Annotated in this window: 22 protein-coding genes; 8 read left to right on the top strand and 14 right to left on the bottom strand. The window is 69.5% G+C overall.

Annotated elements, in window-relative coordinates:
- The 7 genes from ASF27_RS15230 to ASF27_RS15200 form a co-directional block, all read right to left on the bottom strand.
- The gene (locus ASF27_RS15230; RefSeq protein ID WP_056361392.1) at positions 1–1704 is read right to left on the bottom strand and encodes a response regulator; all 1704 of its coding nucleotides are present in this window, start codon (positions 1702–1704) and stop codon (positions 1–3) included.
- Positions 1701–2747 (bottom strand): chemotaxis-specific protein-glutamate methyltransferase CheB, encoded by a 1047-nt coding sequence (cheB, locus tag ASF27_RS15225; RefSeq protein ID WP_056361624.1) that lies wholly within the window; start codon positions 2745–2747, stop codon positions 1701–1703. Before cheB ends, ASF27_RS15230 begins: the two co-directional genes overlap by 4 nt.
- 38 nt (positions 2748–2785) lie before the next feature.
- Entirely contained in the window at positions 2786–5020 is a 2235-nt protein-coding gene (locus ASF27_RS15220) for a response regulator (RefSeq protein WP_056361390.1), read from the bottom strand.
- Between the two features lie 193 nt (positions 5021–5213).
- Entirely contained in the window at positions 5214–6884 is a 1671-nt protein-coding gene (locus tag ASF27_RS15215; RefSeq protein ID WP_056175240.1) for a methyl-accepting chemotaxis protein, read from the bottom strand.
- Positions 6885–7014: 130 nt separating this feature from the next.
- A complete protein-coding gene (locus tag ASF27_RS15210) occupies positions 7015–7569 on the bottom strand; it encodes a chemotaxis protein CheW (protein WP_056361386.1) in 555 nt (184 codons plus the stop codon).
- A gap of 37 nt (positions 7570–7606) precedes the next feature.
- Positions 7607–9112 carry a protein-glutamate O-methyltransferase CheR gene (locus ASF27_RS15205; RefSeq protein WP_056261430.1) on the bottom strand — a complete coding sequence of 502 codons (1506 nt, stop codon included), beginning with the start codon at positions 9110–9112 and terminating at the stop codon, positions 7607–7609.
- The gene (locus tag ASF27_RS15200; protein WP_056261426.1) at positions 9109–9630 is read right to left on the bottom strand and encodes a chemotaxis protein CheW; all 522 of its coding nucleotides are present in this window, start codon (positions 9628–9630) and stop codon (positions 9109–9111) included. The genes ASF27_RS15205 and ASF27_RS15200 overlap by 4 nt, the downstream gene beginning before the upstream one ends.
- 240 nt (positions 9631–9870) lie before the next feature.
- On the opposite strand from ASF27_RS15200, the gene ASF27_RS15195 reads away from it, so the two are divergent.
- Positions 9871–10131: a PepSY domain-containing protein gene (locus ASF27_RS15195; protein ID WP_056261423.1), complete on the top strand. Its 261-nt coding sequence runs from the start codon at positions 9871–9873 to the stop codon at positions 10129–10131.
- 258 nt (positions 10132–10389) lie between these two features.
- Positions 10390–12165: an acetolactate synthase 3 large subunit gene (locus tag ASF27_RS15190; RefSeq protein ID WP_056305161.1), complete on the top strand. Its 1776-nt coding sequence runs from the start codon at positions 10390–10392 to the stop codon at positions 12163–12165.
- A gap of 36 nt (positions 12166–12201) precedes the next feature.
- Here ASF27_RS15190 and ASF27_RS15185 read toward each other — a convergent pair whose 3' ends face one another.
- Positions 12202–13092 (bottom strand): methyltransferase domain-containing protein, encoded by an 891-nt coding sequence (locus ASF27_RS15185; RefSeq protein WP_056361384.1) that lies wholly within the window; start codon positions 13090–13092, stop codon positions 12202–12204.
- Between the two features lie 85 nt (positions 13093–13177).
- Here ASF27_RS15185 and ilvN point away from each other — a divergent pair, with 85 nt between their 5' ends.
- The 6 genes from ilvN (at position 13178) to ASF27_RS15155 (ending at position 17267) form a co-directional block, all read left to right on the top strand.
- Positions 13178–13720, top strand: coding sequence for an acetolactate synthase small subunit (ilvN, locus tag ASF27_RS15180; protein ID WP_056175221.1), 543 nt, complete (start codon positions 13178–13180; stop codon positions 13718–13720).
- Between the two features lie 54 nt (positions 13721–13774).
- A complete protein-coding gene (locus ASF27_RS15175; RefSeq protein ID WP_056361381.1) occupies positions 13775–14014 on the top strand; it encodes a hypothetical protein in 240 nt (79 codons plus the stop codon).
- A complete protein-coding gene (locus tag ASF27_RS15170) occupies positions 13995–14360 on the top strand; it encodes a type II toxin-antitoxin system PemK/MazF family toxin (RefSeq protein ID WP_056361378.1) in 366 nt (121 codons plus the stop codon). Before ASF27_RS15175 ends, ASF27_RS15170 begins: the two co-directional genes overlap by 20 nt.
- A 22-nt stretch (positions 14361–14382) precedes the next feature.
- Entirely contained in the window at positions 14383–15057 is a 675-nt protein-coding gene (locus ASF27_RS15165; RefSeq protein ID WP_056361621.1) for a glutathione S-transferase N-terminal domain-containing protein, read from the top strand.
- A 221-nt stretch (positions 15058–15278) separates the two neighbouring features.
- Entirely contained in the window at positions 15279–16298 is a 1020-nt protein-coding gene (gene ilvC, locus ASF27_RS15160) for a ketol-acid reductoisomerase (protein ID WP_056175215.1), read from the top strand.
- A gap of 315 nt (positions 16299–16613) precedes the next feature.
- Complete coding sequence (locus ASF27_RS15155; protein ID WP_056175212.1) at positions 16614–17267, top strand: pyridoxamine 5'-phosphate oxidase family protein; 654 nt, start codon at positions 16614–16616, stop codon at positions 17265–17267.
- A 138-nt stretch (positions 17268–17405) separates the two neighbouring features.
- Here ASF27_RS15155 and ASF27_RS15150 read toward each other — a convergent pair whose 3' ends face one another.
- The 6 genes from ASF27_RS15150 to pqqA form a co-directional block, all read right to left on the bottom strand.
- Positions 17406–17777: a hypothetical protein gene (locus ASF27_RS15150; protein ID WP_056305168.1), complete on the bottom strand. Its 372-nt coding sequence runs from the start codon at positions 17775–17777 to the stop codon at positions 17406–17408.
- The gene (locus ASF27_RS15145) at positions 17758–18468 is read right to left on the bottom strand and encodes a hypothetical protein (protein WP_244481021.1); all 711 of its coding nucleotides are present in this window, start codon (positions 18466–18468) and stop codon (positions 17758–17760) included. Before ASF27_RS15145 ends, ASF27_RS15150 begins: the two co-directional genes overlap by 20 nt.
- Positions 18465–19622: a pyrroloquinoline quinone biosynthesis protein PqqE gene (gene pqqE, locus ASF27_RS15140; RefSeq protein WP_056361372.1), complete on the bottom strand. Its 1158-nt coding sequence runs from the start codon at positions 19620–19622 to the stop codon at positions 18465–18467. The genes ASF27_RS15145 and pqqE overlap by 4 nt, the downstream gene beginning before the upstream one ends.
- A complete protein-coding gene (gene pqqC / locus ASF27_RS15135) occupies positions 19619–20701 on the bottom strand; it encodes a pyrroloquinoline-quinone synthase PqqC (RefSeq protein WP_056175199.1) in 1083 nt (360 codons plus the stop codon). The genes pqqE and pqqC overlap by 4 nt, the downstream gene beginning before the upstream one ends.
- Before the next feature lie 191 nt (positions 20702–20892).
- Positions 20893–21792, bottom strand: coding sequence for a pyrroloquinoline quinone biosynthesis protein PqqB (gene pqqB / locus ASF27_RS15130; protein ID WP_056361369.1), 900 nt, complete (start codon positions 21790–21792; stop codon positions 20893–20895).
- Positions 21793–21837: 45 nt separating this feature from the next.
- Complete coding sequence (pqqA, locus tag ASF27_RS15125) at positions 21838–21927, bottom strand: pyrroloquinoline quinone precursor peptide PqqA (RefSeq protein WP_018043604.1); 90 nt, start codon at positions 21925–21927, stop codon at positions 21838–21840.
- Between the last annotated feature and the right edge of the window lie 90 nt (positions 21928–22017).

The raw sequence follows: 22017 nt of genomic DNA, 5'->3' as shown, positions 1-22017 counted from the left end.
TCACCGCGCCTGCCGGGGGATGCCGATGATGAAACAGGCTCCGCCGCCCGGGGCGGCCTCGACCGTGAGCGTGCCGCTATGCGCCTGTACCACCGAGTAGGCAATCGCGAGACCGAGGCCGGTGCCCGCGCCGACAGGTTTCGTCGTGAAGAACGGCTCGAAGATCCGCTCGCGCAATGGTTCGGGAATGCCCGGCCCGGTATCCGAGATGCGGATCTCGTCGATCTCGTCGGTACTGGCGGTGAGGATCGTGATGGTGCCGGCCTCCGGCATGGCGTCGGCGGCGTTGCCGAGGATGTTCATCACCACCTGGTTGAGGAGCGCCGGGGTGCAGTGGATTTCCGGCCGGCCGGAAAAGTCGCGCACCACCCCGATCCGGTCGCCGAGCTTGTGCTGGATCAGGGCCAGCACCGTCTCGATGGCGTCGGGCACGTTGACGAGGGCGCGCTCGCCCTCGTCGAGGCGCGAGAATTTTCTGAGATTCAGGACGAGGTCCTGGATCCGGGTCAGGCCCATCCGCATGGCGCCGACGCGGTCGCCGCACTTCTTCAGGAGGCGCGGGGCGTCGGCCGGGGCGGGGTCCGCGGCCACTTCGGTCAGCAGGCGCTCCACGGTGCCCTGGTGGGCGAGGATGAAGGCGAGCGGGTTGTTGATCTCGTGGGCGATGCCGGCGACGAGTTCGCCCAGCGAGGCCATCTTGGCGGCCTGCACCAGCTTGGCCTGGGCATCCGTGAGCTTGCGGTTGGCGGTGGCGAGATCCGAATTCGCCTGCTCCAGGGCACCCGCGAGGGCGGCGCGGGCCTCCGCCGCCTCGGCCTCGGCCCGGGCCCGTTCCAGGGCGCGTTCGCGGGCGCCGAACTCGCCGGCGATGCGACGGTTGTCCTCCTCCAGGAGCTTGCGCCGCACCAGGCTGCGCACCCGCATCACCAGCACGTCGCCGTCGATCTTGGACACCACGTCGTCGGCACCGGCCGCGAAGGCCTGGACGAGGAAATCCTTGGCCGGCGTGCTGCCCGCGATGCCGACCACGTGGAAGGTGGGCGTGCCGGCCTCGCGGGCGGCGATGTCGGCGGCCCGGCGGGCGTCGACGGCCCGGCACAGGCCGAGGCCGTCATAGGCGGTGCCGAGGAGATCGATGGTGACGCAGTCGAAGGCGGCGCCGTCGGCGTCGAGGGCGGCGAGGGTGGCCTCGGCGGTGTCGGCGACGCTGACGAGGTGGCCCTCGTGGGCCAGCAGCCCGGCGAGGAAGGTGCGGTAGGTGGCGCTTCCGTCGACGACGAGGACGCGCCCGCGCCGGAACCCCGAGGCGCCGGGCGCCTCCGAGCCGCCGCCCAGGCGCTCGCGCAGGAGGGCGCGGATGCGCAGGATCAGGATGTCGCGGTCGGCGGACTTGGCCACGTAGGCGTCGGCGCCGCTCTCCAAACCCTGGCGCTCGCCGTCGCGCGCCCCCGTCAGCATGAGAAGCGGGAGGGCGCGGGTGCGCAGGGACAGGCGGAGCTGGCGGGCGAACTCGTCGCCGTTCATGCCGGGCAGGTGGTGGTCGGCCACCACGAGGTCGGGCAGGCGGGTGTTGAGATGGTCGAGGGCCGCTTCCGCGGTGGCGCAGCGCTCGACGGAGAAGCCGTGCCCTTCGAGCAGCAGCCGCAATTCGAGGGCCTGGGTCTCGGAATCCTCGACGAGCAGAAGGCGGGCCGGCTCGCTCACGGCATGCCCCCGCCGGCGACGATCCTGGCGAGATGGGAAGCCACCCGGTCCAGCGGCAGCACCGTGCCGGCGCCTCCCATCCGGATCGCGGCGGCCGGCATGCCGAATACCACCGCGGTGCTCTCGTCCTCCGCGATGGTGGCGCCCCCGGCACGGCGCATGTCGAGGAGCCCAACGGCGCCGTCCTCGCCCATGCCGGTCAGCAGCACGCCGACCCCGCGCGGACCGGCATGGCGGGCGAGGGAGCGGAACAGGGCGGTGGCGGCCGGGCGCTGCCCGCCCACGGGGTCGGCGTCGGTCAGGCGCAGGCCCCCGCCGGGCGCCAGTTCGAGGTGGCGGTCGCCGGGCGCGACGTAGACCCGGCCGGGGGCCGCGCGCTCGCCGTCGCGCGCCACGGCGACGGGCAGGGCGACGACGCCGTTCAGCCAGGCGGCGAAGCCTTCCATGAAGGCCGCACCCATGTGCTGGACCACGAGGACCGGCAGGGGGAAAGCTTCGGGCAGCGCCCCGATGACCCGGGCGAGGGCCGGAGGGCCGCCCGTGGACGCCGCGATGGCGACCACGCTCGGTGCCTCGGACGCGATGGCGGGGATCAGGGCACGCAGGTCGCGGGGCCGGCCCGCCCATTCCGCACCGATGGGCCGGCGGCGGATCACCGGCACGGCGGCCATGATGCGCAGCTGCGTGCAGATCTCCGTGGCCACGGTCTCGTAGCCCGCATGGGTGGTGGCCACCGGCTTCTCCACCACCGAGAGGGCGCCGGCCCGCAGGGCGTTCATGGAGATGCGCAGGGACGAATCCTCGATGGCGTCGGCCACCACCACGATGGGCGTCGGCCGCTCGGCCATGATCCGGCGGGTGGTCTCCAGGCCGTCGATGCCCGGCAGGCGGATGTCCATGGAAATGACGTCGGGCCGGGCGGACGCGAGGGTGGCGAGCGCCTCCTCGCCCGAGGCGACGGCGGCCACGACCTCGAGGCGCGGATCGCGCCCGACGATGTGGATGAGGAGCTGGCGCACGACGAGGGAATCCTCGACGAGCATCACCCGCACGCGGGGCGTGTCGGGGGTCGCGGGTCCGGTCACAGCAATTGCCCGATGGTCTCGAGGAGACGGCGCTGGTCGAAGCTCTGCTTGGTCAGGTAGGCGTCGGCCCCGAGGTCGAGGCCGCGCGCCACGTCCTCGGGATCGCCCCGCGAGGTCATCAGGATGACCGGCAGGCGCGCGACGGATTCCTCCGCCCGGATGGCCTTCAGCAGGCCGAACCCGTCGAGGCGCGGCATCTCGACATCGGCCAGCACCAGCCGGATGGGCTCGATCCCGGCGCGCAGGCGCTCGATGGCGTCCTGCCCGTCGACGCAGACGACGACGCGGTAACCGGCCGCTTCCAAGATGCCCTTCTCCAGGGTGCGGGTGGTGATGGAATCGTCGACGACCAGGATGGTCGCCGGGGTTGCGGCGATGTTGTTCGCGAGGTTGTTCGAACGTGAGGCCGAACCGATCGTTCCGCGCTCCGCCCCGGGGAGGAGCGCGGCATCCGGTCCGGCCTGAAATCCGGCCTCCGCCGCCCGGGCGACGAGGCCGTCCGGTTCGAGGACGAGGACGGGGCGGTCGCCCAGGATCACCGTGCCGGAGACGAGGCGCGGGTCGGCGCCGATGGGCGGCGCCGGCAGGACGAGGTGGGTGCGGACCTCGCGCAGGGTCTCGACGACGAGGACCACGCGCCGCCCCCCGGCCCGCAGGACGACGGCGGCCCCCGCCTCGGGCGGCCGGCCGCCGGGACGACCGAGCAGATCGGCCAGCGCCAGGACCGGCAGGGTGGCGCCTGCGCCGCCCTCCGACACGACCCTGAGGACCGGCCGGCCCATGGCCCGGTCGAGGTCGCGCGGATCGAACCGGATCACCCGCTCCACGGCGGCGCTCGGCACGGCGTAGGTCGCCTGCCCCGCTTCGACGAGGAGCATCGCACGCCGCGCCGCCTGCAGGGGCAGGGTCATGGCGAGCTCGGTGCCCCAGGGCGCTCGGGGACTCAGGCGGACCTGGCCGCCGAGGCGGCGGACGGCGTCGGCCACCACGGACAGGCCGATGCCGCGCCCCGACAGGGTGTCGACCTCGGTCGCCGTCGAGAGCCCCGCCTCGAACACCAGGGCGAGGAGTGCGTCGGGATCGTCCTCCGTCGCCGCCAGCCCCCGCCGCCGCGCGGCCTCGGCGATGGCGCGCAGATCCGGCCCGCGCCCGTCGTCGTGGACCGTGACGACGAGACGCCCGGTCCGGACGGCGACGTCGAGGCCGATGGCGAGGGCCGGCGGCTTGCCGCTGCGGGCGCGCGCCTCCGGGGCTTCGGCCCCGTGGCTCAGGGCGTTGCGCAGGGCATGCAGCACCGGATCCTTGAGGGCCTGGAGCATCGAGCGCTCCACCGGAAGATCGAGGCCGGTGGTCTGGACGGCGATCTCCTGCCCGCCCTCGCGGGCGAGTTCGCGCAGGGCGCGGGGAAACCCGCCGAACACCGTCTCGGCCGGCACGAGGGCGAGGCGCTCGGCGTGCTCGGCCACCCGGGCCGCGGCCGCCTCGACGGCGGAGGCGACGGTGAGGCGCACCCGCGACAGGTCGGCGGCCTCGCGGGCCAGGGCGAGCAGACCGGTCTCGAGGTCGCGCAGGGACGTCGCGGCCGTCGCCGTCCCGCGCAACCGCTCGGCCATGAGGCCGAGGTCGCCCGCCCGCCGGGTCAATCTGGCGAGCCCCTCGGCCAGGACCACCTCGCCCCCGAGGGCACTCGCGAGCTCGTGACTCGCCCGGGTCAGGGCATCGATGGCCTCGGCCGGGACGCGCAGCAGCGCGCCGGCCTCGGGCGCCGGCTCGGGCGCGGTCAGCGCAGGGGCGGCGGGTGGAACGGCCGGCGGCGCTTCGGCCGGCCGGAGCGCCGGATCCGGCGCGGCTGCCACGGGGGATCCGGGGTCGAGGCAGCGGTCGAGGGCCTGCAGCGCATCGTCCGGCATCGGCGCGCCGACCCCGTCGGTAAGGCCGCCGACATAGGCCTCGATCCGGTCGAGCGCGAGCTGGACCGCGGCCTCCGCACCCCGGTCGAGGGTGCCGCCGCCTTCGACGATGCGGTCGAACAGGGTCTCCAACCGATGGGCCACGGCCTCCACCGCCGGCAGGTCGACGGCCCGCGACGCCCCCTTCAGGCTGTGCGCCCGGCGGAACACGTCGTTCCAGTCGCGGGACTCCGCCGCCCCGGCCAGGGCCGCGCGGATGGCGTCGATATGCTCGCGATGTTCGACCTCGAAGGCCGCGAGGAGGAGTTGGCGAATGTCCATCCGGTTCGGCTCGCCGCTCAGGCCCGCTTCCGCAGGTGCGAACGCACGTGCGGAAGCGGGCCCGGGCCCTTCGGGAAGCGGGTTCGTTTCATGGCCTCGGCCTCCCGCGTCTCAGAGTGCCTCACAAAACTCCCGGTCATCATCGGTTCTCGCCTCGAATACGGCGTTGCAGCGGGAGTTTTGTGAGAGACACTCAGTGCCGGTAGCGCTCGGCCAGGGTCATCAGGGCCTGGGCCAGCTCGGTGAGATTGGCCGAGGCGGCCTCGACCTCGCGGGTGCCGGCTGCCGTCTGCTGGCTCGCCTGGCGGATGTTCTGGAGGGCGCCCATCACCTGCTCGATGCCGAGCTGCTGCTGGTTGGTCGAGGCGACGATCTGCTGGAAGGTCTGGACGCTCTCCTCGACCCTCGCGGTGATCTCCTCGATGGTCCTCTGGGTGGTGTCCGAGCGGGCCTTGCCGGCGGCGGCGCGCTTGACCGCCTCCTCGGTCAGCATCACCGAGGTGTTGATGCCGCGCTGGATCTCGCCCAGGATCGTGCGGACCTGCCCCGTCGCCGCCTTGGCCTGATCGGCGAGCAGCTTCATCTCCGAGGCGACGACGGCGAAGCTCCGCCCGCTGTCGCCCGCCGCCGCCGCCTCGATGGCGGCGTTCAGCGCCAGGAGGTGGGTGCGCTCCGAGATGTCGTTGACGGTGGTGATGATGTCGCCGATGGCCTGGGTCTTCTCGGACAGGGCGACGATGTTGCCCGCCACCGCCTCGGCCTGCTCGCGGATCGCCTCCATGGCCTTGGCGGTGTCGGCCACCGCGCGCAGGCCCGCCCGCGAGGTCTGGGCGGTGGATTGCGCCGTGGCGATGACCTCGCCGGCGCGCTTGCCGATCTGGGCGCCCGAATGGGTGATCTCGTCGACGGTGGCGGCGGTCTCCTGGACGGCGGCGAACTGCTCCTCGACGGAGGCCGCCTGCTCCTGGGCCGAGGCGCGGATCTCCGCCGCCGCCGCGTTGAGATCCGCAGTCGCGGCGCGGTTGGTGCGCGCCAGATCGGCGAGCCCGGCCACCATGCCGTTGAGGGTGCGCCCGAGCCGGGCGATCTCGTCGTCGCCCTTCGTCGCCAGGGTGCCGGACAGGTCGCCGCCGCCGACGCGTTCGGCGAATTGCATCACGTCCTCCAAGGGCTTGACCACGCCCCGCCGGATGAGGGCGGTGATGAGAATGCTGAGCAGCACGCTGGCGGCCAGGGTCAGGATGACGGACCACAGGCTGCGGTCGTAGATTTCCGCGGCGCGCTGCTGGCCGGCGGCGATCCCGGCGTCGAGGGCCTCGCGGGTGCGCTCGATGTCGGCCAGGAGCACCTCCTGCATCCGGTTGATCGGCTCGTTGCGCGCCTCGATGGCCTCGGCGTCCCTGGCCGCGATGGCGGTGAATTGCGGCTCGCTGACCGCGCGCAACTGCCGGAAGTCGCCGGCCGCCGCCTCGGCGGTCTCGGCGAGTTTCTTCCAGGCCGCGGCGCGCGCCGGAGCCGGCGCCGTGGCGGAATACCCGTTGGCCGTCCGGACCACCTCGCCGAAGAGCGCATCGGCCTCCTGGCCCATGCGCCGCCAGGTCTCGACGATCTGGATCAGCTCCGCCTCCGGGCGGTTGCGCATGAGCGCCGCCATCACGGCGTTGCGCCGCAAGAGCCCCATGTCGCGGGCCTTGTTGCCGAGGTCGTCGAGCTGGCGCGCCACCGTCAGGTCCCGCTTGACGATGGTGTTCATGTTGTCGCGCACGGCGCTGATCTGGTCGAGGGCGTAGAGGCCCAGCGCCACGATCACCACGGTGATGGCGACGAAGCCGAGGAGGATGCGTTTTCCGATGGAGATCGACACAGGCTGGCTCAAGGCTCCACGAAACCGACGCACACCGGGCAGGTGGCGCCGGAGTGCCTTCCGGAACGCCCGATCACCGTCGGCTCTCGTTCCGAGCGCGACGGTGCGGCGGGCGTTCTCCGAGGGACACTCAGGACAGGTAGCGCCTGAGGAGGCGCGGCAGATCGACGGCGACGAAGCCGTCGCCCCCATGGGTTCCCGCCGGGGCATAGCCCGAAACCGCCCCGGGACCCAATCCCGCGACGGCCGGATCGAGGAGGCTTTCGGTGGCGTTCGGAAGGTCCGGGTCGGACGCCGCGATGGCGACGACGCCTTCCACCCGGTCCACGGCCAGGGCCACGGCCGCCGCACCACCGCGCAGGACCACGATATGACCGGCTCCGGGCTCGGCGGCACCGGGGCGTCCCAGCGCACGCGCAAGCCCGAGCAGGCTCACCACCCGGCCCGACAGGGCGACGACGCCGAGGAGGGCATCGGGCGCGTCCGGCACCGCCGTGACGGGGCGAGCGGGCAGGACCTGGGCGACCTGGGCGAGGGGCAGGCCGTAGCGATCCTCGCCGCACGCGCACACGAGGAACGAGCGCAGGGTCACCCGCTGCCCCGCGGCCCGATCCCGCCCCGCGAGGGCGCGCGTGCGGGCCTCCCGCAGGGCCCGTCGGCGGGCGGCTTCGGCGGCTCCGTTCATGGGGTGACGTTCATGGCGGACGTTCTTGGGATGGCCTTCATTCGGCAAGATCCTCCAGGGTGGAACGCGCCAGGGCCGCGCTCTGCGCCAGTTCCCGCGGGCCGATCCCGTCGGCTTCGGCGAGATGCGCCACGGCCGGCAGGGTCTCGCCGAGGCGGATGGCATTGTCGAGGAAACGGCAGCCCTCCGCCGGCCGCGTCATGGCGATCAGAAGCAGGCCGAGCTGATAATGCGCCATGACGAAGCCGGGATCGAGGTAGAGAGCCCGTCGCAGCGCCGCTTCGGCCTCCGCGTCGCGCCCGAGGGTCCGGGCGAGGAGCCCATCGTAATAGTGCAGGACCGCCGCCATCGGAGCGGCACGAAGGGCCGCCCGGACCCTGCGCCAAGCCTGGCCGGTCTCGCCGGCATCGCTCAGGGTGCGGATCCGAGTGAGATCGTCGTCGAGGGTCACCGGTGGAGCGATGTCGTTCCGAGGAGAAGCGTCCCGCCCCGCCCCGTCCGCATCTGCCCCCACCTCCAGCGTCCCACCGGTCGGGCAGACCGGCAACGGGTCCGACACGCTCCGAAGATCGGTTGCGCTCGCCCCTTCGCCGATCCAGGGAAGGGTGGGTTCCCACGGGGCGGAGGGGACGGGCGGCTGCACCATCACCGGCTCGCCGGCCCCCCGGGGGCGATAGGCCACGGTGCCGGGCAGGTTCACCGGTTCGAGGGTCTGGGCGAAGGCGGGATTGGGCTCGGCGTGGCCGATGAGAAGCCAACCGTCCGGCAGCAGGCGCCGCCCGAGACCGCGCACGATCCCCAGCACGATTTCGGCCTCGAAGTAGATCAGCACGTTGCGGCACAGGATCAGATCGAAGTCGGCGAGGTGCGGCGGCGCGGTGCCGTCGACGAGCTCCATCAGGTTGCGGCGCTCGAAGCGGACCATCCGGCGGTAGTCGGTGCGCAGGGTGTAGGTTCCCTCCCGGCCCGGACCCGGCAGGACCGGGCCGGACGTGAAGTAGCGCAGCCGCTCCTCGGGCGGCAGGGTTCGAAGGGCCCAGCGGCCGTAGAGGCCGGCCTGCGCCGTCGCCAGGGCCGCGGTGCTGATGTCGCTGCCGGTGATGGCGATGCGCCAATCGGGCAGGGCGGGACCGAGGAGCTCGTGGAGGAGAATCGCGAGGGAATACGGCTCGGCCCCCGTCGAGCAGCCGGCGCTCCAGATCTTCAGGGAACGCTCATGCGCCCGCGCCGCGATCAGGCCGGGCAGAATGGTGCCGCGCAGGGCGGCGAACTGCTCGGCGTAGCGGAAGAAGAAGGTCTCGCCGATGGTGATCTCGGCCTCGAGGGCCGCCCATTCGGCCTCGCCCAGGGCCCTGTCGTTCAACAGAGCCGCGTAGGCGGCGCAGTCCGGCAGGCCGTTGGCCTTGAACCGCTTGCGCAGGCGATCCAGCAGGAGGTCGTCCTTGTCGGCGTAGTAGTGGTGGCCGGTTCGCGCGATGATCCGAGCCTTGAGGGCCGGGAAGGCCGGGTCGGATTGCGGGCCGAACCGGTCGGGCCGCTTCATGCAGGGATCCGCCCGAATGCGGCGAGGCGTCCGGCCGCGGCGCGGGTGAGGTCGTCCAGGCGCTGGCGCTCTTCGGCGGTGAGCAGACGGGCCAGGTCCAGGACATGCACCATGCGGTCGCCGAGGGTGATCTCGGCCGTGACGCAGCCGTTGAGGGTGCGGGTCTCGGCCACGGGCTGGATCGCCGTGCTCGGAACGACGACGAGATCCTCGACCCGATCCACCAGGAAGGCCGCGGTCGCGTCCGCCGCGAGGACGAGGTGGCTATAGGGGTCGTCCGCTTCCGCGCCGTCCCGGGCCGGGAGGCCGAGGAGACGGGCGAGATCGACCACCGGCACAGGCACGCCGCCGAGGTCGAGGAAGCCCGCCAGTGGACCGCCCGTCGCCGGGGGTGCATGCAGGTCCGGCAGAGGCAGCACCTCGCGCACGGAGGTCCGCACCAGGGCGCAGGGACTTCCGGCGACGTCGAGGAGGAGCAGGGCCGTTGTGGTCGACAGGGAATTTTCCGATGATGGCATCGCGGGCGGGGCGAGGTTCGACGCGCTGGCATTCAGCACGTCTCAGATAGGACGGCCAGGGCCGGGCGGGCAAACACTTCAGGCCCAAGGTCGTGTGTTTTCGAGGTCCCCATGCCCCCGAACGCCACCGGCCTGGAGCCGCGCTCTTTTCCGCCGAACCGGCATCCACTTCGGCGGAGAGCGCCCTAGATGGATCGTGCGTCGGACGGGGACGCGCTCCCACACAGGACAGGATCTCGCATGCGACGGTTGACGCGCCTCACCCTCATGGTGACCCTCGCCCTCGGCCCCCGCGTCGCCTTCGCGGAGACGCCTGGTGCGGATTGGCTCACGCCGGCACAGACCAAGCAGGCCCTGAAGGCCGCCGGCTATTCGGAGATCATCAAACTAGAAGCCGACGATGGCCATTGGGACGGCGAGGGCATCAAGAACGGGCGCCGGATGAAGTTCGATGCCGATCCGAGGACCGGCGCCGTCCTGGGCGAAGTTCCCGCCGAGTAGATCCGCGTTGACCCTGAGGGGCGGATCGGCTACGACACGCGACACGAAATTCGATCCGTCGGTTTGGCGGGTGAAGAGATCAGACGGTCATTCCGATGCGTGCCATCCTCATCGTAACGAAAGCGCCACCGACGGGGCGGTCCTGATACCAGGGACCGCGATCCGGATGGTGGCGCATGCAGGGTCCTTCGGGGCCCTTTTTTGTTGCCGCGACGAGAGACGACACGGATTTCAGAACAGAGTTCGAGGAGCAGGACGATGGGCGGCGAGGTCATGACTGGGGCCGAAATGGTCATCCGGGCGTTTCAGGATCAGGGTGTCGACACCCTGTTCGGATATCCCGGCGGCGCGGTGCTGCCGATCTACGACGCGCTCTACCATCAGGACACCCTGAAGCACGTTCTCGTGCGCCACGAGCAGGGCGCGGTCCACGCGGCGGAAGGTTACGCACGCTCGTCCGGCAAAGTCGGGTGCGTCCTCGTCACCTCGGGACCGGGCGCCACCAACATCATCACCGGCCTCACCGACGCCCTGCTCGACTCGATCCCGCTGGTCTGCATCACCGGACAGGTGCCGACGCACCTCATCGGCACCGATGCGTTCCAGGAGTGCGACACGGTTGGCATCACGCGCCACTGCACGAAGCACAACTATCTGGTCAAATCCATCGCCGACCTGCCGCGCATCCTGCACGAAGCGTTCTACGTCGCCTCGCACGGGCGGCCGGGCCCCGTCGTCGTCGATCTGCCGAAGGACATCCAGTTCGCCAGCGGACTCTACGAGCGTCCGACCCAGAACGGCCACAAGACCTACAAGCCGGCGTTCAAGGGTGACGCAGGCCAGATCCAGGCGGCCGTCGAGCTGATGGCGAACGCGCGCCGGCCGATCCTCTATACCGGCGGCGGCGTCATCAACGCCGGCCCGCACGCCTCGACCCTGCTGCGCGAACTCGCGGCCGAGACCGGATTTCCCGTGACCTCGACCCTGATGGGTCTCGGTGCCTTCCCGGCCTCGGACGAGAACTTCCTCGGCATGCTCGGCATGCACGGGACCTACGAGGCCAACCTCGCCATGCACGAGTGCGACGTGATGGTCTGCGTCGGTGCCCGCTTCGACGACCGGATCACCGGGCGCCTGGATGCGTTCTCGCCGTTCTCCAAGAAGATCCACATCGACATCGATGCCTCCTCGATCAACAAGGTCGTCAAAGTCGATGTCGGGATCGTCGGCGATTGCGGCTCGGTGCTGGAAGACATGCTCGCCGCCTGGAAGGCCCTGCCGACCCGGCCGGACCCGGAGCGCTTCGACGCCTGGATGGGCAAGATCCGCACCTGGAAGGCGCGCGACTGCCTCGCCTACTGGCCGTCGGGCACGATCATCAAGCCGCAATACGCTGTCCAGCGCCTCTACGAGGCCTGCAAGGGCCGCGAGACCTACGTCACCACCGAGGTCGGCCAGCACCAGATGTGGGCGGCGCAGTACTTCAAGTTCGAGGAGCCGAACCGCTGGATGACCTCGGGCGGCCTTGGCACCATGGGCTACGGCCTGCCCGCCGCCATCGGGACGCAGCTCGCCCATCCGGACGGGCTCGTCATCGACATCGCCGGCGAGGCGTCGATCCTGATGAACATCCAGGAGATGTCCACGGCGGTGCAGTATCGCCTGCCGGTCAAGATCTTCATCCTGAACAACGAGTACATGGGCATGGTGCGCCAGTGGCAGGAGCTGCTGCACGGCTCGCGCTACTCGCAGAGCTACTCCGAGAGCCTGCCGGACTTCGTCAAGCTGGCGGAAGCCTACGGGGCCAAGGGCATCCGCTGCGAGAAGCCCGGCGACCTCGACGCGGCGATCCAGGAGATGCTGGACTACGACGGCCCGGTGATCTTCGACTGCGTCGTCGACAAGAAGGAAAACTGCTTCCCCATGATCCCGTCGGGCAAGGCGCACAACGAGATGATCCTGTCGGATTACCTCGGTGAGACCGGCGCCGAGATCGGCGACATCATCTCGGAAGAGGGCAAGATGCTGGTCTGACCCGCATCCCGCCGGGCGTCTCCCGTGCCCCGTTCCCTAGCGCGGGACGCCGAGGCGGCGCGCGTTGGACAGGCGGCTGCGCCAGCCCGGCGCGGCCGGACGCGGAGCCGGCCGGTCGGACCGAGAGGTGAACGCCGCTCGCTTGGCCGGGGCGAGTCCTTCGCATTTGCGAAGCAGCGCGAAGAACTCGATCTCGCCGGGCTGCGTCGGCGTGAACTCGGCGAAGGCGAACGGCACCAGACCGATGGCGATCACCTCGCCGAGGACGGACACGAAGCTGTCGGGGGTGAAGACACTGCAATGCACATCGATCGTGCCGCCCGCCTCGTAGATACGCCGCGCATGCTCCAGGCCGGCCTCGGGCCCGTGTCCCGTGAACAGGGGGAAGCGGGTCTCGCGTCCCGCCCAGACGGCCTTGGCATCCACCTGCACCGCGCGGGAAAAATGCTCGTAGACCTGGGCCGGGCTCGGCCCCGTGGGGCGGGTGAGGGAGGCGCCGACGAGGTCGCCGACGGTGGTGAGCGTGCGGCCGCGATCGAAGGTGAAGCGCATATCCGGGACGGCCAGGAACAGGAGGCCATCCTCGTGCAGGGCCTCGGCGCAATCCCTCAGCCAACCGACGGGGTCGGGCAGATGCTCGATGACGTGCGAGGCGACGATGTAGTCCACGGGACCACGGTCTCCGAGGGCTTGGGCGAGGGTCTGGCGGTCGAGGACGAGATCGACCTCCACCAGGGCGCCGCGGGCCCGCGGGCCGGCGGCGGCATGGCCGGCGTATTTCCGGGCGAGGTCGTCCGTCGAAAGATGGTCGGCGTAGAGGATGTCGCCGTCGCCGCGGTGCACGAGGGGCCGGTCGAGGGGACCGAGTTCGACGCCGGTCCGGCCGTGGGGCCTCACGGCGGCGAGCGTGCGCTGGCGACTGTCCATGGCGGCGCGGTATCATGACGTCTGGAACGGGTCCAGCATGGACCCGGATGGGCGAAGAAGCGAAGAGTTGGAACTGGGGCAAGCCATGAATGCGATGAACACCCACTACCCCGACGCCGGCCGGGTCGAGCCCATCAACCGGCACACCCTCGCGGTCATCGTCGACAACGAGCCCGGCGTGCTCGCCCGCATCTCGGGCATGTTCTCGGGTCGCGGCTACAACATCGAGAGCCTGACCGTCTCGGAGACCGAGGTCGCGCGCCACATCTCGCGCATCACCATCGTCACCACGGGCACCGATGCGGTGATCCAGCAGATCAAGTCGCAGCTCGACCGCCTCGTCCCCGTGCACCGCGTGGTCGACCTGACGCTTCAGGGCCAGTCCCTCGAGCGCGAACTCTGCCTCGTGAAGGTGGCCGGGACCGGCGAGCACCGCACGGAATCCCTGACCCTCGCGGCCGCCTTCGGGGCCAAGACCCTCGACGCGACCCTGAATTCCTTCGTGTTCGAGGTCACCGGCACCACCGAGGAAATCGACCGCTTCATCGGCCTGATGACGGTGATCGGCCTCGTCGAGATTTCGCGCACGGGCATCGCCGCCATGGGACGCGGGTCGGAGGCGATGTGAGGCTTTTCTCTCGACGGTGGTACTGTCCTGCCTCCGGAGGAAGGGGCTCTCGTCATGAAGGCCAAGCTCAACCGGACAGGGGATGAGTTCGTGATCCGGATTCCCGCGAAGGTGGGTCGCGAGAACGGATTGAGCGATGGGCAGATCGTAGAGATCAGCCCACGCGGCCGTGTCCCCACACTCGACGAGATGTTGGCGGAGATGGATCGTCTCGGCCCGACCAATCGGCCGGAGCTCGTTGATTGGGGGCCGGACGTCGGCACGGAGATCATCCATGACGATTGGAGCCGCTGAAGCGGCCCTGCCGGATGCCCGGGATCTCGTCTGGGTCGACCTGCGCCCGACTCTGGGCCGCGAGCAATCCGGTGTGCGGCCGGCGCTCGTTCTCACCAACCGGGGCTTCCACCAGCGAAACGCCACCGCGATCATCTGTGCGGTGACGTCGAATGTGGCTCCCTGGCCGACCAAAGTCATCCTGCCGGACGGACTCGCCGTGAGCGGCGCCGTGTTGTGCGATCAGATCCGTTGCGTGGATCGCACGATGCGTGGCTTCCGACCGATCGGGAAAGTCCCCGCGGATGTCCTGAAGGATGTCCGAGGCACGGTCGCAAACCTTCTTGGTCTGCACCTCGATCTCTGAATGCGTGGAAACGAACATCGGCATGACCACCCTCTACTACGCCCCCGGCGCCTGCTCGCTGGCCTCGCACATCGCCCTGGAGGAAACCGGCACGCCGTTCGAGACCGTGCGGCTCGATCTGGCCAAGGGCGATCAGCGTGCGGCGGAGTACCTCGCCGTCAACGAGCGCGGGCGCGTGCCGGCCCTCGTGCAGGGGGGCTTGCAAGGGGGCTTGCAGGAGAGCTTGCAGGAGGGCTGGGTGCTGACCGAGAACACGGCGATCCTGCGCCACGTCGCGCGCCTCCATCCGGAGGCGGGCCTATGGCCGGAGGATTCGCGCGATCAGGCACGCGCCGACGAGTGGCTCGCATGGCTCTCGACGAACCATCACATCGCCTATGCCCATGTCCGGCGGCCGGAGCGCTACACCGCCGACGAGGACGCGTTTCCGGCCATCGCGGCCAAGGGCGCCGATACGTGTGGCGACCTGTTCACCATGACGGACGTTAAGCTCTCGAACGGCGGCTGGGCTCTGGGGGACCGCTACAGCGTGGTCGATCCCTACCTGCTGCTGTTCTGGACCTGGGGCCGTGGCCCGGCCCTCGGCTTCGACATGGCGGAGCGCTTTCCCCACTGGACGGCGCATGCCCGCGCCATGGCGGCGCGCCCCGCCGTGCGGGCCGTCTTTGCCCGCGAAGGTCTGCGCCTACCCACGTAAAGGGCTGCGCCTGCCAGCGTAAAGGGCTGCGCCTGCCCGCGTAAAGGGCTGCGCCTGCCCGCGTAAGGCCCGTAGAACGCCGCTCGGATGACGATTCCCCTTTCGTCAAGGGAATCGTCTCGCTAAAAGCTGCCCGGATCGCACGGCCGCGCGGATGCTGTTTCAGATGAGGGCGCCGGAGCGCACTCATGCTCAATCGAGAGAAAAGAGAAGGTACCGCCATGCGGGTCTATTACGATCGTGACGCCGACCTGAACCTGATCAAGGGCAAGAAGGTCGTCATCGTCGGCTACGGCAGCCAGGGCCATGCCCACGCGCTCAACCTGCGCGATTCCGGCGTGCAGGGCATCGTCATCGCGCTGCGCGAGGGCTCGGCCACCGCCAAGAAGGCGGAGCACGAGGGCTTCACGGTGATGAACGTCGCCGACGCCGCCAAGCAGGCCGACGTCGTCATGATGCTCACCCCGGACGAACTCCAGGGCGACATCTACAAGGAGTCCCTGGAGCCGAACATGAAGCAGGGCGCCGCCCTCCTGTTCGCCCACGGCCTCAACGTGCACTTCAACCTCATCGAGCCGCGCAAGGACCTCGACGTGCTCATGGTCGCCCCCAAGGGCCCCGGCCACACCGTGCGCGGCGAGTACCTCAAGGGTGGCGGCGTGCCGACCCTGATCGCCATCGCGCAGGACGCCTCCGGCAACGCCCACGACCTCGGCCTGTCCTACGCTTCGGCCAATGGCGGCGGCCGCGCCGGCATCATCGAGACCACCTTCAAGGAAGAGTGCGAGACCGACCTGTTCGGCGAGCAGGCCGTCCTCTGCGGCGGCCTCGTCGAGCTGATCAAGGCCGGCTTCGAGACCCTGGTCGAGGGCGGCTACGCTCCCGAGATGGCCTATTTCGAGTGCCTCCACGAGGTGAAGCTCATCGTTGACCTCATCTACGAGGGCGGCATCGCCAACATGAACTACTCGATCTCCAACACCGCCGAGTACGGCGAGTACGTCACCGGCCCGCGCATCGTGACGCCGGAGACCAAGGCCGAGATGAAGCGCGTCCTCAACGACATCCAGTCGGGCAAGTTCACCCGCGACTGGATGCTGGAGAACAAGGTCGGCCAGACCTCGTTCAAGGCCACCCGCGCCAAGCTCGCTGCCCACCCCATCGAGGAAGTCGGCGCCAAGCTGCGCGGCATGATGCCGTGGATCTCCGAGAAGGCCCTCGTCGACAAGGCCAAGAACTGATTCTTTTCGGGATGGCGCAGCCGTGCTCTGCTCGGCTGCGCCCCATGTATGAAGCCGGCGTCGCGACAGCGGCGCCGGCTTTTTCGTGCGCGAAACCCTCCCCCCTTCGTGGGGGAGGGTGGTCGCGGAGCGACCGGGAGAGGAGCAGCGCCACGTTCGCCATCGTAGCCCCCCTCGTCCGACCCGCTTCGCGGGCCACCTTCTCCCGCGGAGGGGAGAAGGGCGCGCCCCGCTGTTGTGATCTACCGAAAATCCCGGCAATCATCTCCGCAACGGCCGCCCACCTCGAGAGCGGCCGACACACGGAGGACACCCATGGCATCGCTCTACTACGACGCGCATCGCGCGCTTCAGGAAGAGTACAACACCGTCAAGCTCGCCGAGCGCCTCGACACCGGCTGGGTGCATGACGGGATCGGCAAGGACGAGGCCGCCTTCATCAACAGCCGGGACATGTTCTTCCTATCCACCGTCGATCCGGACGGCATGCCCACCGTTTCCTACAAGGGCGGCAGCCCTGGCTTCGTGAAGGTGCTGGACGACAACACCCTCGTCTTCCCGGGCTTCGACGGAAACGGCATGTGGTACTCGATGGGCAACATCGAGGGTCAGTCCAAGGTCGGCCTGCTGTTCATCGACTTCGAGACCCCGCATCGGGTCCGCGTCCAGGGTCATGCCCGGATGCTGCGCGACGACCCCCTGATGGCCGAGTACACCGAGGCCAAGTATCTCGTGCGGGTCGAGGTCACCAAGGCGTGGGTCAACTGCCCGCGCTACATCCACAAGTACCAGAAGGTGGCACAGAACAAGTACGTGCCGACGCCCGACAAGGAGACGCCGCTGGCGCTCTGGAAGCGCCTCGACATGGTGGCCGACGTGATCCCCGAGGAAGACAAGGCGCGCGTCGCCAAGGAAGGCCAGATCGAGTTGCCGGAATACGAAGCCCGGGTGGCGCGCGGCGAGAGCTGAACCACTCAGGAGAACGCCCCGTGGACCGACCGGTAGGGGTCCACGGGGCGTATCTGGGGGCAGGCTCGCGTGAATGCCCGGGACGGCGGCGATCCCCATGGATGACGTCGGGTCCGGGCGTTCCCGCTGTGTGGATCGTCAGGCGCCGCCGCGGTAGCAGCGGATCTCGGCCTCGGCCTGCGCCCGGCGGAGCTCGGCGACCTTGTCGTCGAAGACCTTGGTCGACTTGAACTCGTTGGCGCGCTGACCGATGCCCTGACGCATGGACAGCACGGTACTGGCCTGGACGTAACGGTCGTAGGGCAGGATCGACGCCAGGGCATCGAGGGAGCACGAGCAGCGCGACAGGGATTCGCGGGACTGCCCGTTCGCCGCCATGCAGCCGAAGATGTAATCGGCCCGGGTCTCGGTCGGATAGTCGTTCTCAAGCTCCGCCGCCTGCAACGGACCGGCGAGGCCGGCGACGAGAAGGGCGGGGAGGGCGAGACGCTCAACCAGCGTTCGGAACATAGGTCAGGTTCTCTTCCAGGAGTTCGCCACCCTCGGCGTTCTTCGACTGCGCCTCGATGGAGACGAGTTCGCCGGGCACGGAATCGGACGTCACGAAAGTATAGCGGATGTTCTCCATCCCGCGCATGCGCTCCTTCATCCGATCGTCCAGAAAAGGCTGCGTCTCGATGCGCCAAGCGGACACGGTCCGCCCCTTGTAGTCGATGGTGGTCGGCGTCACCGTCGCGTTGTCGCGAAGGCCCTTGCGGATGGCATTCTTGATGTAGCGGGGGTTGGCCGAAAGCACCCGTGCCATGTCGATGAGGTGATGCTCCAGGAACAGGGTCATCACGGGGTTGCCCGGCATGTTCTCGAACGGGCCGGCGGGAAAACGGTTGGCACCCGAGAACATCTCGACCCGGATATCACGGCTGTCCGCGCTCTTTCCGGCCTCGACGCCCAGCTTGATCGTATCGTCCAGGGGCGGCCCGAACGGGCCCTTCGAGATCCCGCTGCGGCGGATGTAGCCGTAAGTGAGCTTCGTGCCGGGGGGCACGTTCTGCATCTGCGGTCGCTCGAACAGCAGGTCGGAGGCGTTCGGAGCGCCCGTGCTGGCCTTGGCGACGGCTGGAGCCTCGGTCGGGGGCGTGCTCTGGGCCAGGGCGGAGGTGGCCGCCAGCATCAGCAGTGCGGCAAGGGTCGCAGACTTCAAAGGGACACGTCCTCGTTGAGCGGCGTACGCACGTTGGGCTGCACGTTACTGCCGATGGTCCGGTAGGTGTAGTCGGGCGGGGTCTCGGCCGCTTCTTCCGTGGCGAGATCACGCACCTTGGCGTGGAGCGGCGAGAGCGAGCAGGCCGGGTCGGTGGCGGCGGCGTCGCCGGCGAGCGCCAACGCCTGGCAGCGGCAGCCGCCCCAATCCTTCTCGCGCCGGTCGCACGAGCGACAGGGCTCCTGCATCCAGTCGGTGCCGCGATAGGCGGTGAAGGCCGGCGAGTTCGCCCAGATGTCGCCGAGCGAGTGGTCGGTGACGTACCAGAACTCGAGCTGCTTGATGGTCTCGGCGGCGTGGCACGGCAGCACCTTGCCGGCCGGCGTCACGTTCATGAGCTTGCGTCCCCAGCCGCCGGCGCAGGCCTTGGGGTACTTCGCGTAGTAGTCCGGCACCACGAGGTCGATGACGAGCTGGCCCTTGAGGCGCTCGCGCGCCGCCTCGACGATGCGGATCGAGCGATCGACCTCGGCCTTGTTCGGCATCAGGGCGGCGCGGTTGACGTAGGCCCAGCCGTAATACTGGGTGTGGGCCACTTCCAGGCGCTTGGCCCCGAGCTTCACGGCGAGATCGATGAAGCCCTCGACCTCGTGGATGTTGCCGCGATGGATGACGGAATTGAGCGTCAGCGGCAGGCCGAGCTGGGTCACCCGCTCGGCGAACGCCATTTTCTGCGGCTGCGCGTTCTTCAACCCGCCGATTTTTTCTGCATTGGCCGCATCGACCCCTTGCACCGACAGCTGCACGTGGTCGAGGCCGACGTCGTAGAGGGCGTCGAGCTTGGCCAGGGCTCCGCCGACGCCGGACGTGATGAGGTTCGAGTACAGGCCGAGCTTCGCGCAGGTCTGAGTGATCTCGACGATGTCGTTGCGGGCCGTCGGCTCGCCGCCGGAGAGGTGGACGTGGAGTACGCCCAAAGCCGCCGCCTCCGTCAGCACGCGCTGCCACATCGCCGTGTCGAGTTCGCCCGAGCGCCGGTCGAGTTCGAGCGGGTTCGAGCAGTACGGACAGCGCAGGGGGCAGCGATGCGTCAGTTCGGCCAGGAGCCCGACGGGCGCCGGCAGGACGGGGGCGGTCGGCGTGATCGCGTTCATCGCTCAAGAACCCGTTTGGTGGCGAGATCGTTCAGCATGACGAGGATATCGGCCTCGATCACCGCGCGGTCGGCGGTGAATTTCTCCGCCAGCAGGCCGGCGATGTCGCGCACGGTGCGGGTCCCATCGACGAATTCGAGCACCGCCACGGCGTTGGCATCGAGGTCGAAGGTGCGCTCGGGGGCGAGCAGCACGTGCTCGCCGCGCACGGTGTCGTGGCGCAGGCGCACGCCGCGCGGCAGGCGCGGCACGTCGTGCGGACCCAGCGTGCCGGTACCGGCCGCCTGCGCGGTCACGGTCTCGGGGACGAGACCGGTGCCGGGGGTCCAGGCGTCGGGCGGGGTGAGGCCTGGGGCGACATAGGCGAAATACAGGGCGTCGAGCTGCGTCCACAGAACGTTGCACTTGAAGGTCAGCGCCGCCATTGCCTGTCGCTGCAACTCGGGGGTGGTGGCGTGCTTCTGCACGTAGTCGAGGGCGAAGTCGGCGTCGCGGGGCGCTTGGGTGAGGCGCTTATCGAAGTAGGCCAGGGTGTCCTTGGTGATGAAGTCGTAGTTCTTCAGCATTCCGGCGACGCGCTCGGAAATGATGGTCGGCGAGAACATCTCGGTGAGCGAGGAGGCGATGGCCTCCAGCAGCGAGCGCTCCTTCACGAAGTGGACGTAGGCGTCCACGGAGAACCGGGTCGCCGAGAGGATGCCTTCGGTCGATTCCACATAGGCTCGCGAAAAACCGACGCCCTCGGCGAGCTTGAGCCAACGCTCGATGCCGCCGTCACCGGGCGCATCACCGTCGTGATCGACGATGCGCTGGCGCCAGATCCGGCGAAGACTCGCATCTTCCATCCGCGCCAGCACGGCCGCGTCCTTGATGGGGATCATGGCTTGGTAATAGTAGCGGTTGAGCGCCCAGGCACGGACCTGATCCTTGTTCAACTCGCCGTCGTGCAGCAGGCGGTGGAACGGATGCAGGTTGTGGTAGCGCTTCGCGCCGATGTCGCGCAGGGCCGCCGCGAGTTCCTCGGGGCTCAGGAGGCGCTGGGTCTCATCGGCGACGGGCGTGGGGAAAGGCGCGGTCATGGGCGTTGTCCGGCTCCAACGGTGGGCGTTTCCTGGGCGCTTCTTCTAGATGGTGTCGTGATCCCTCTCAGGCCAACGACACCACGAACGCAATTATATTGCGCACCACATAGGTGCTGGGGCAGTAAATTGCCAGCGTGTCCCACCTGACAATCGGTGCGACCGGGTCCGGTGCAGGCCGCCGCGGGCCGTCAGAGGGACAGGCTCAGACCGTCGTGGGCCACGGTCCAGCCCTCGGCTTCGACGGAGGCGCGCTCGGCCGAATCCTCGACCAGCACCGGATTGGTGTTGTTGATGTGCACGAAGACGCGATGGCCAATTTCGATGTCGGCGAGCGCCGCGATGGAGCCGTTCTCGCCCGTCATTGGCACATGGCCCATGCGCCATCCGGTCTTGGTGCCGACGCCGGCGCGGATCATGTCGTCGTCGAGCAGAACGGTGCCGTCGAACAACAGGGCCTCGACGCCCGCGATCTGGGCCTTGAGGCGGTCGGTGACGCGGGCGCAGCCGGGAATGTAGGCGAGCCGCTTGCCCCCCGCCTCGATCATCGCGCCGACGGTGGTCTCGGTCTCGGCGCCGAGGTCCACGGTCTCCCCCTCGAGCCAGAGGGGCACCTTGCCGGGCACGGAGAACAGGGTGACGGTGAGCCCGGGCACCGGCTCGAAGGCCGCATCGAGGCCGATGGATTCGCGCGCGACGACCCCGTCGGCCATCACGTCGAACACCCGGTTGGCGTTCACCGAATCGAGGATGCCGGCCGTCCCGTAGAGGGTGAAGGGCTGGCCCTCGCGCAGGGTCAGCAGGCCGGCGACGTGATCGACGTCGCCGTTGGTGAGCAGCACGGCATGGATCGGCGAGTGGCGCAAGCCCTCGCGCGGGTGCAGCACCGGAGTGTCGAACAGCTGCTGGCGAATATCGGGGGAGGCGTTCACCAGGAGCCAGCGATCCCCATCGGGGGACACGGCGATGCTCGACTGGGTCCGCGGCCTCACGCGGGTGGAATCCTCGCGGGCGAGGGAGCAGATGGGGCAGCGGCAATTCCACTGGGGAAGGCCGCCGCCCGCGGCGGAGCCGAGGATCACGACATGCATGGCTGAACCGACGCTGTCCCGCTCCTCAGGCTCGCTCCGACAACCTTAGTTGAAGGTATCGATCTCAGCCGACTCGTAGCTCGTGACTTCCATGCCAACGCAGATCTCGGAAACGACGGGGGCAGCCCAGGTCATGGTGTTTCTCCAGAGTTTCTTTTGAACAGCAGCGCCCCGATCGACCTTAAGAAGATCGTAAGACACTGACGGCGCAGTGGTTTCTGTCGC

It is taken from the genome of Methylobacterium sp. Leaf102, from assembly GCF_001422425.1.
GTDB lineage: Bacteria > Pseudomonadota > Alphaproteobacteria > Rhizobiales > Beijerinckiaceae > Methylobacterium.
The sequence above is the reverse complement of the archived record's forward strand: the minus strand, read 5'-3'. Positions and strand labels throughout refer to the sequence as shown.

Bases quoted from the DNA above. Each gene is read 5' to 3' on its own strand.
- cheB (WP_056361624.1), bottom strand. From the start codon at position 2,747: ATGCTCGTCGAGGATTCCCTCGTCGTGCGCCAGCTCCTCATCCACATC.
- ASF27_RS15220 (WP_056361390.1), bottom strand. From the start codon at position 5,020: ATGGACATTCGCCAACTCCTCCTCGCGGCCTTCGAGGTCGAACATCGC.
- ASF27_RS15210 (WP_056361386.1), bottom strand. From the start codon at position 7,569: ATGAACGGAGCCGCCGAAGCCGCCCGCCGACGGGCCCTGCGGGAGGCC.
- ASF27_RS15205 (WP_056261430.1), bottom strand. From the start codon at position 9,112: ATGAAGCGGCCCGACCGGTTCGGCCCGCAATCCGACCCGGCCTTCCCG.
- ASF27_RS15200 (WP_056261426.1), bottom strand. From the start codon at position 9,630: ATGCCATCATCGGAAAATTCCCTGTCGACCACAACGGCCCTGCTCCTC.
- ASF27_RS15195 (WP_056261423.1), top strand. From the start codon at position 9,871: ATGCGACGGTTGACGCGCCTCACCCTCATGGTGACCCTCGCCCTCGGC.
- ASF27_RS15190 (WP_056305161.1), top strand. From the start codon at position 10,390: ATGGGCGGCGAGGTCATGACTGGGGCCGAAATGGTCATCCGGGCGTTT.
- ASF27_RS15185 (WP_056361384.1), bottom strand. From the start codon at position 13,092: ATGGACAGTCGCCAGCGCACGCTCGCCGCCGTGAGGCCCCACGGCCGG.
- ilvN (WP_056175221.1), top strand. From the start codon at position 13,178: ATGAATGCGATGAACACCCACTACCCCGACGCCGGCCGGGTCGAGCCC.
- ASF27_RS15175 (WP_056361381.1), top strand. From the start codon at position 13,775: ATGAAGGCCAAGCTCAACCGGACAGGGGATGAGTTCGTGATCCGGATT.
- ASF27_RS15170 (WP_056361378.1), top strand. From the start codon at position 13,995: ATGACGATTGGAGCCGCTGAAGCGGCCCTGCCGGATGCCCGGGATCTC.
- ASF27_RS15165 (WP_056361621.1), top strand. From the start codon at position 14,383: ATGACCACCCTCTACTACGCCCCCGGCGCCTGCTCGCTGGCCTCGCAC.
- ilvC (WP_056175215.1), top strand. From the start codon at position 15,279: ATGCGGGTCTATTACGATCGTGACGCCGACCTGAACCTGATCAAGGGC.
- ASF27_RS15155 (WP_056175212.1), top strand. From the start codon at position 16,614: ATGGCATCGCTCTACTACGACGCGCATCGCGCGCTTCAGGAAGAGTAC.
- ASF27_RS15150 (WP_056305168.1), bottom strand. From the start codon at position 17,777: ATGTTCCGAACGCTGGTTGAGCGTCTCGCCCTCCCCGCCCTTCTCGTC.
- pqqE (WP_056361372.1), bottom strand. From the start codon at position 19,622: ATGAACGCGATCACGCCGACCGCCCCCGTCCTGCCGGCGCCCGTCGGG.
- pqqC (WP_056175199.1), bottom strand. From the start codon at position 20,701: ATGACCGCGCCTTTCCCCACGCCCGTCGCCGATGAGACCCAGCGCCTC.
- pqqB (WP_056361369.1), bottom strand. From the start codon at position 21,792: ATGCATGTCGTGATCCTCGGCTCCGCCGCGGGCGGCGGCCTTCCCCAG.
- pqqA (WP_018043604.1), bottom strand. From the start codon at position 21,927: ATGACCTGGGCTGCCCCCGTCGTTTCCGAGATCTGCGTTGGCATGGAA.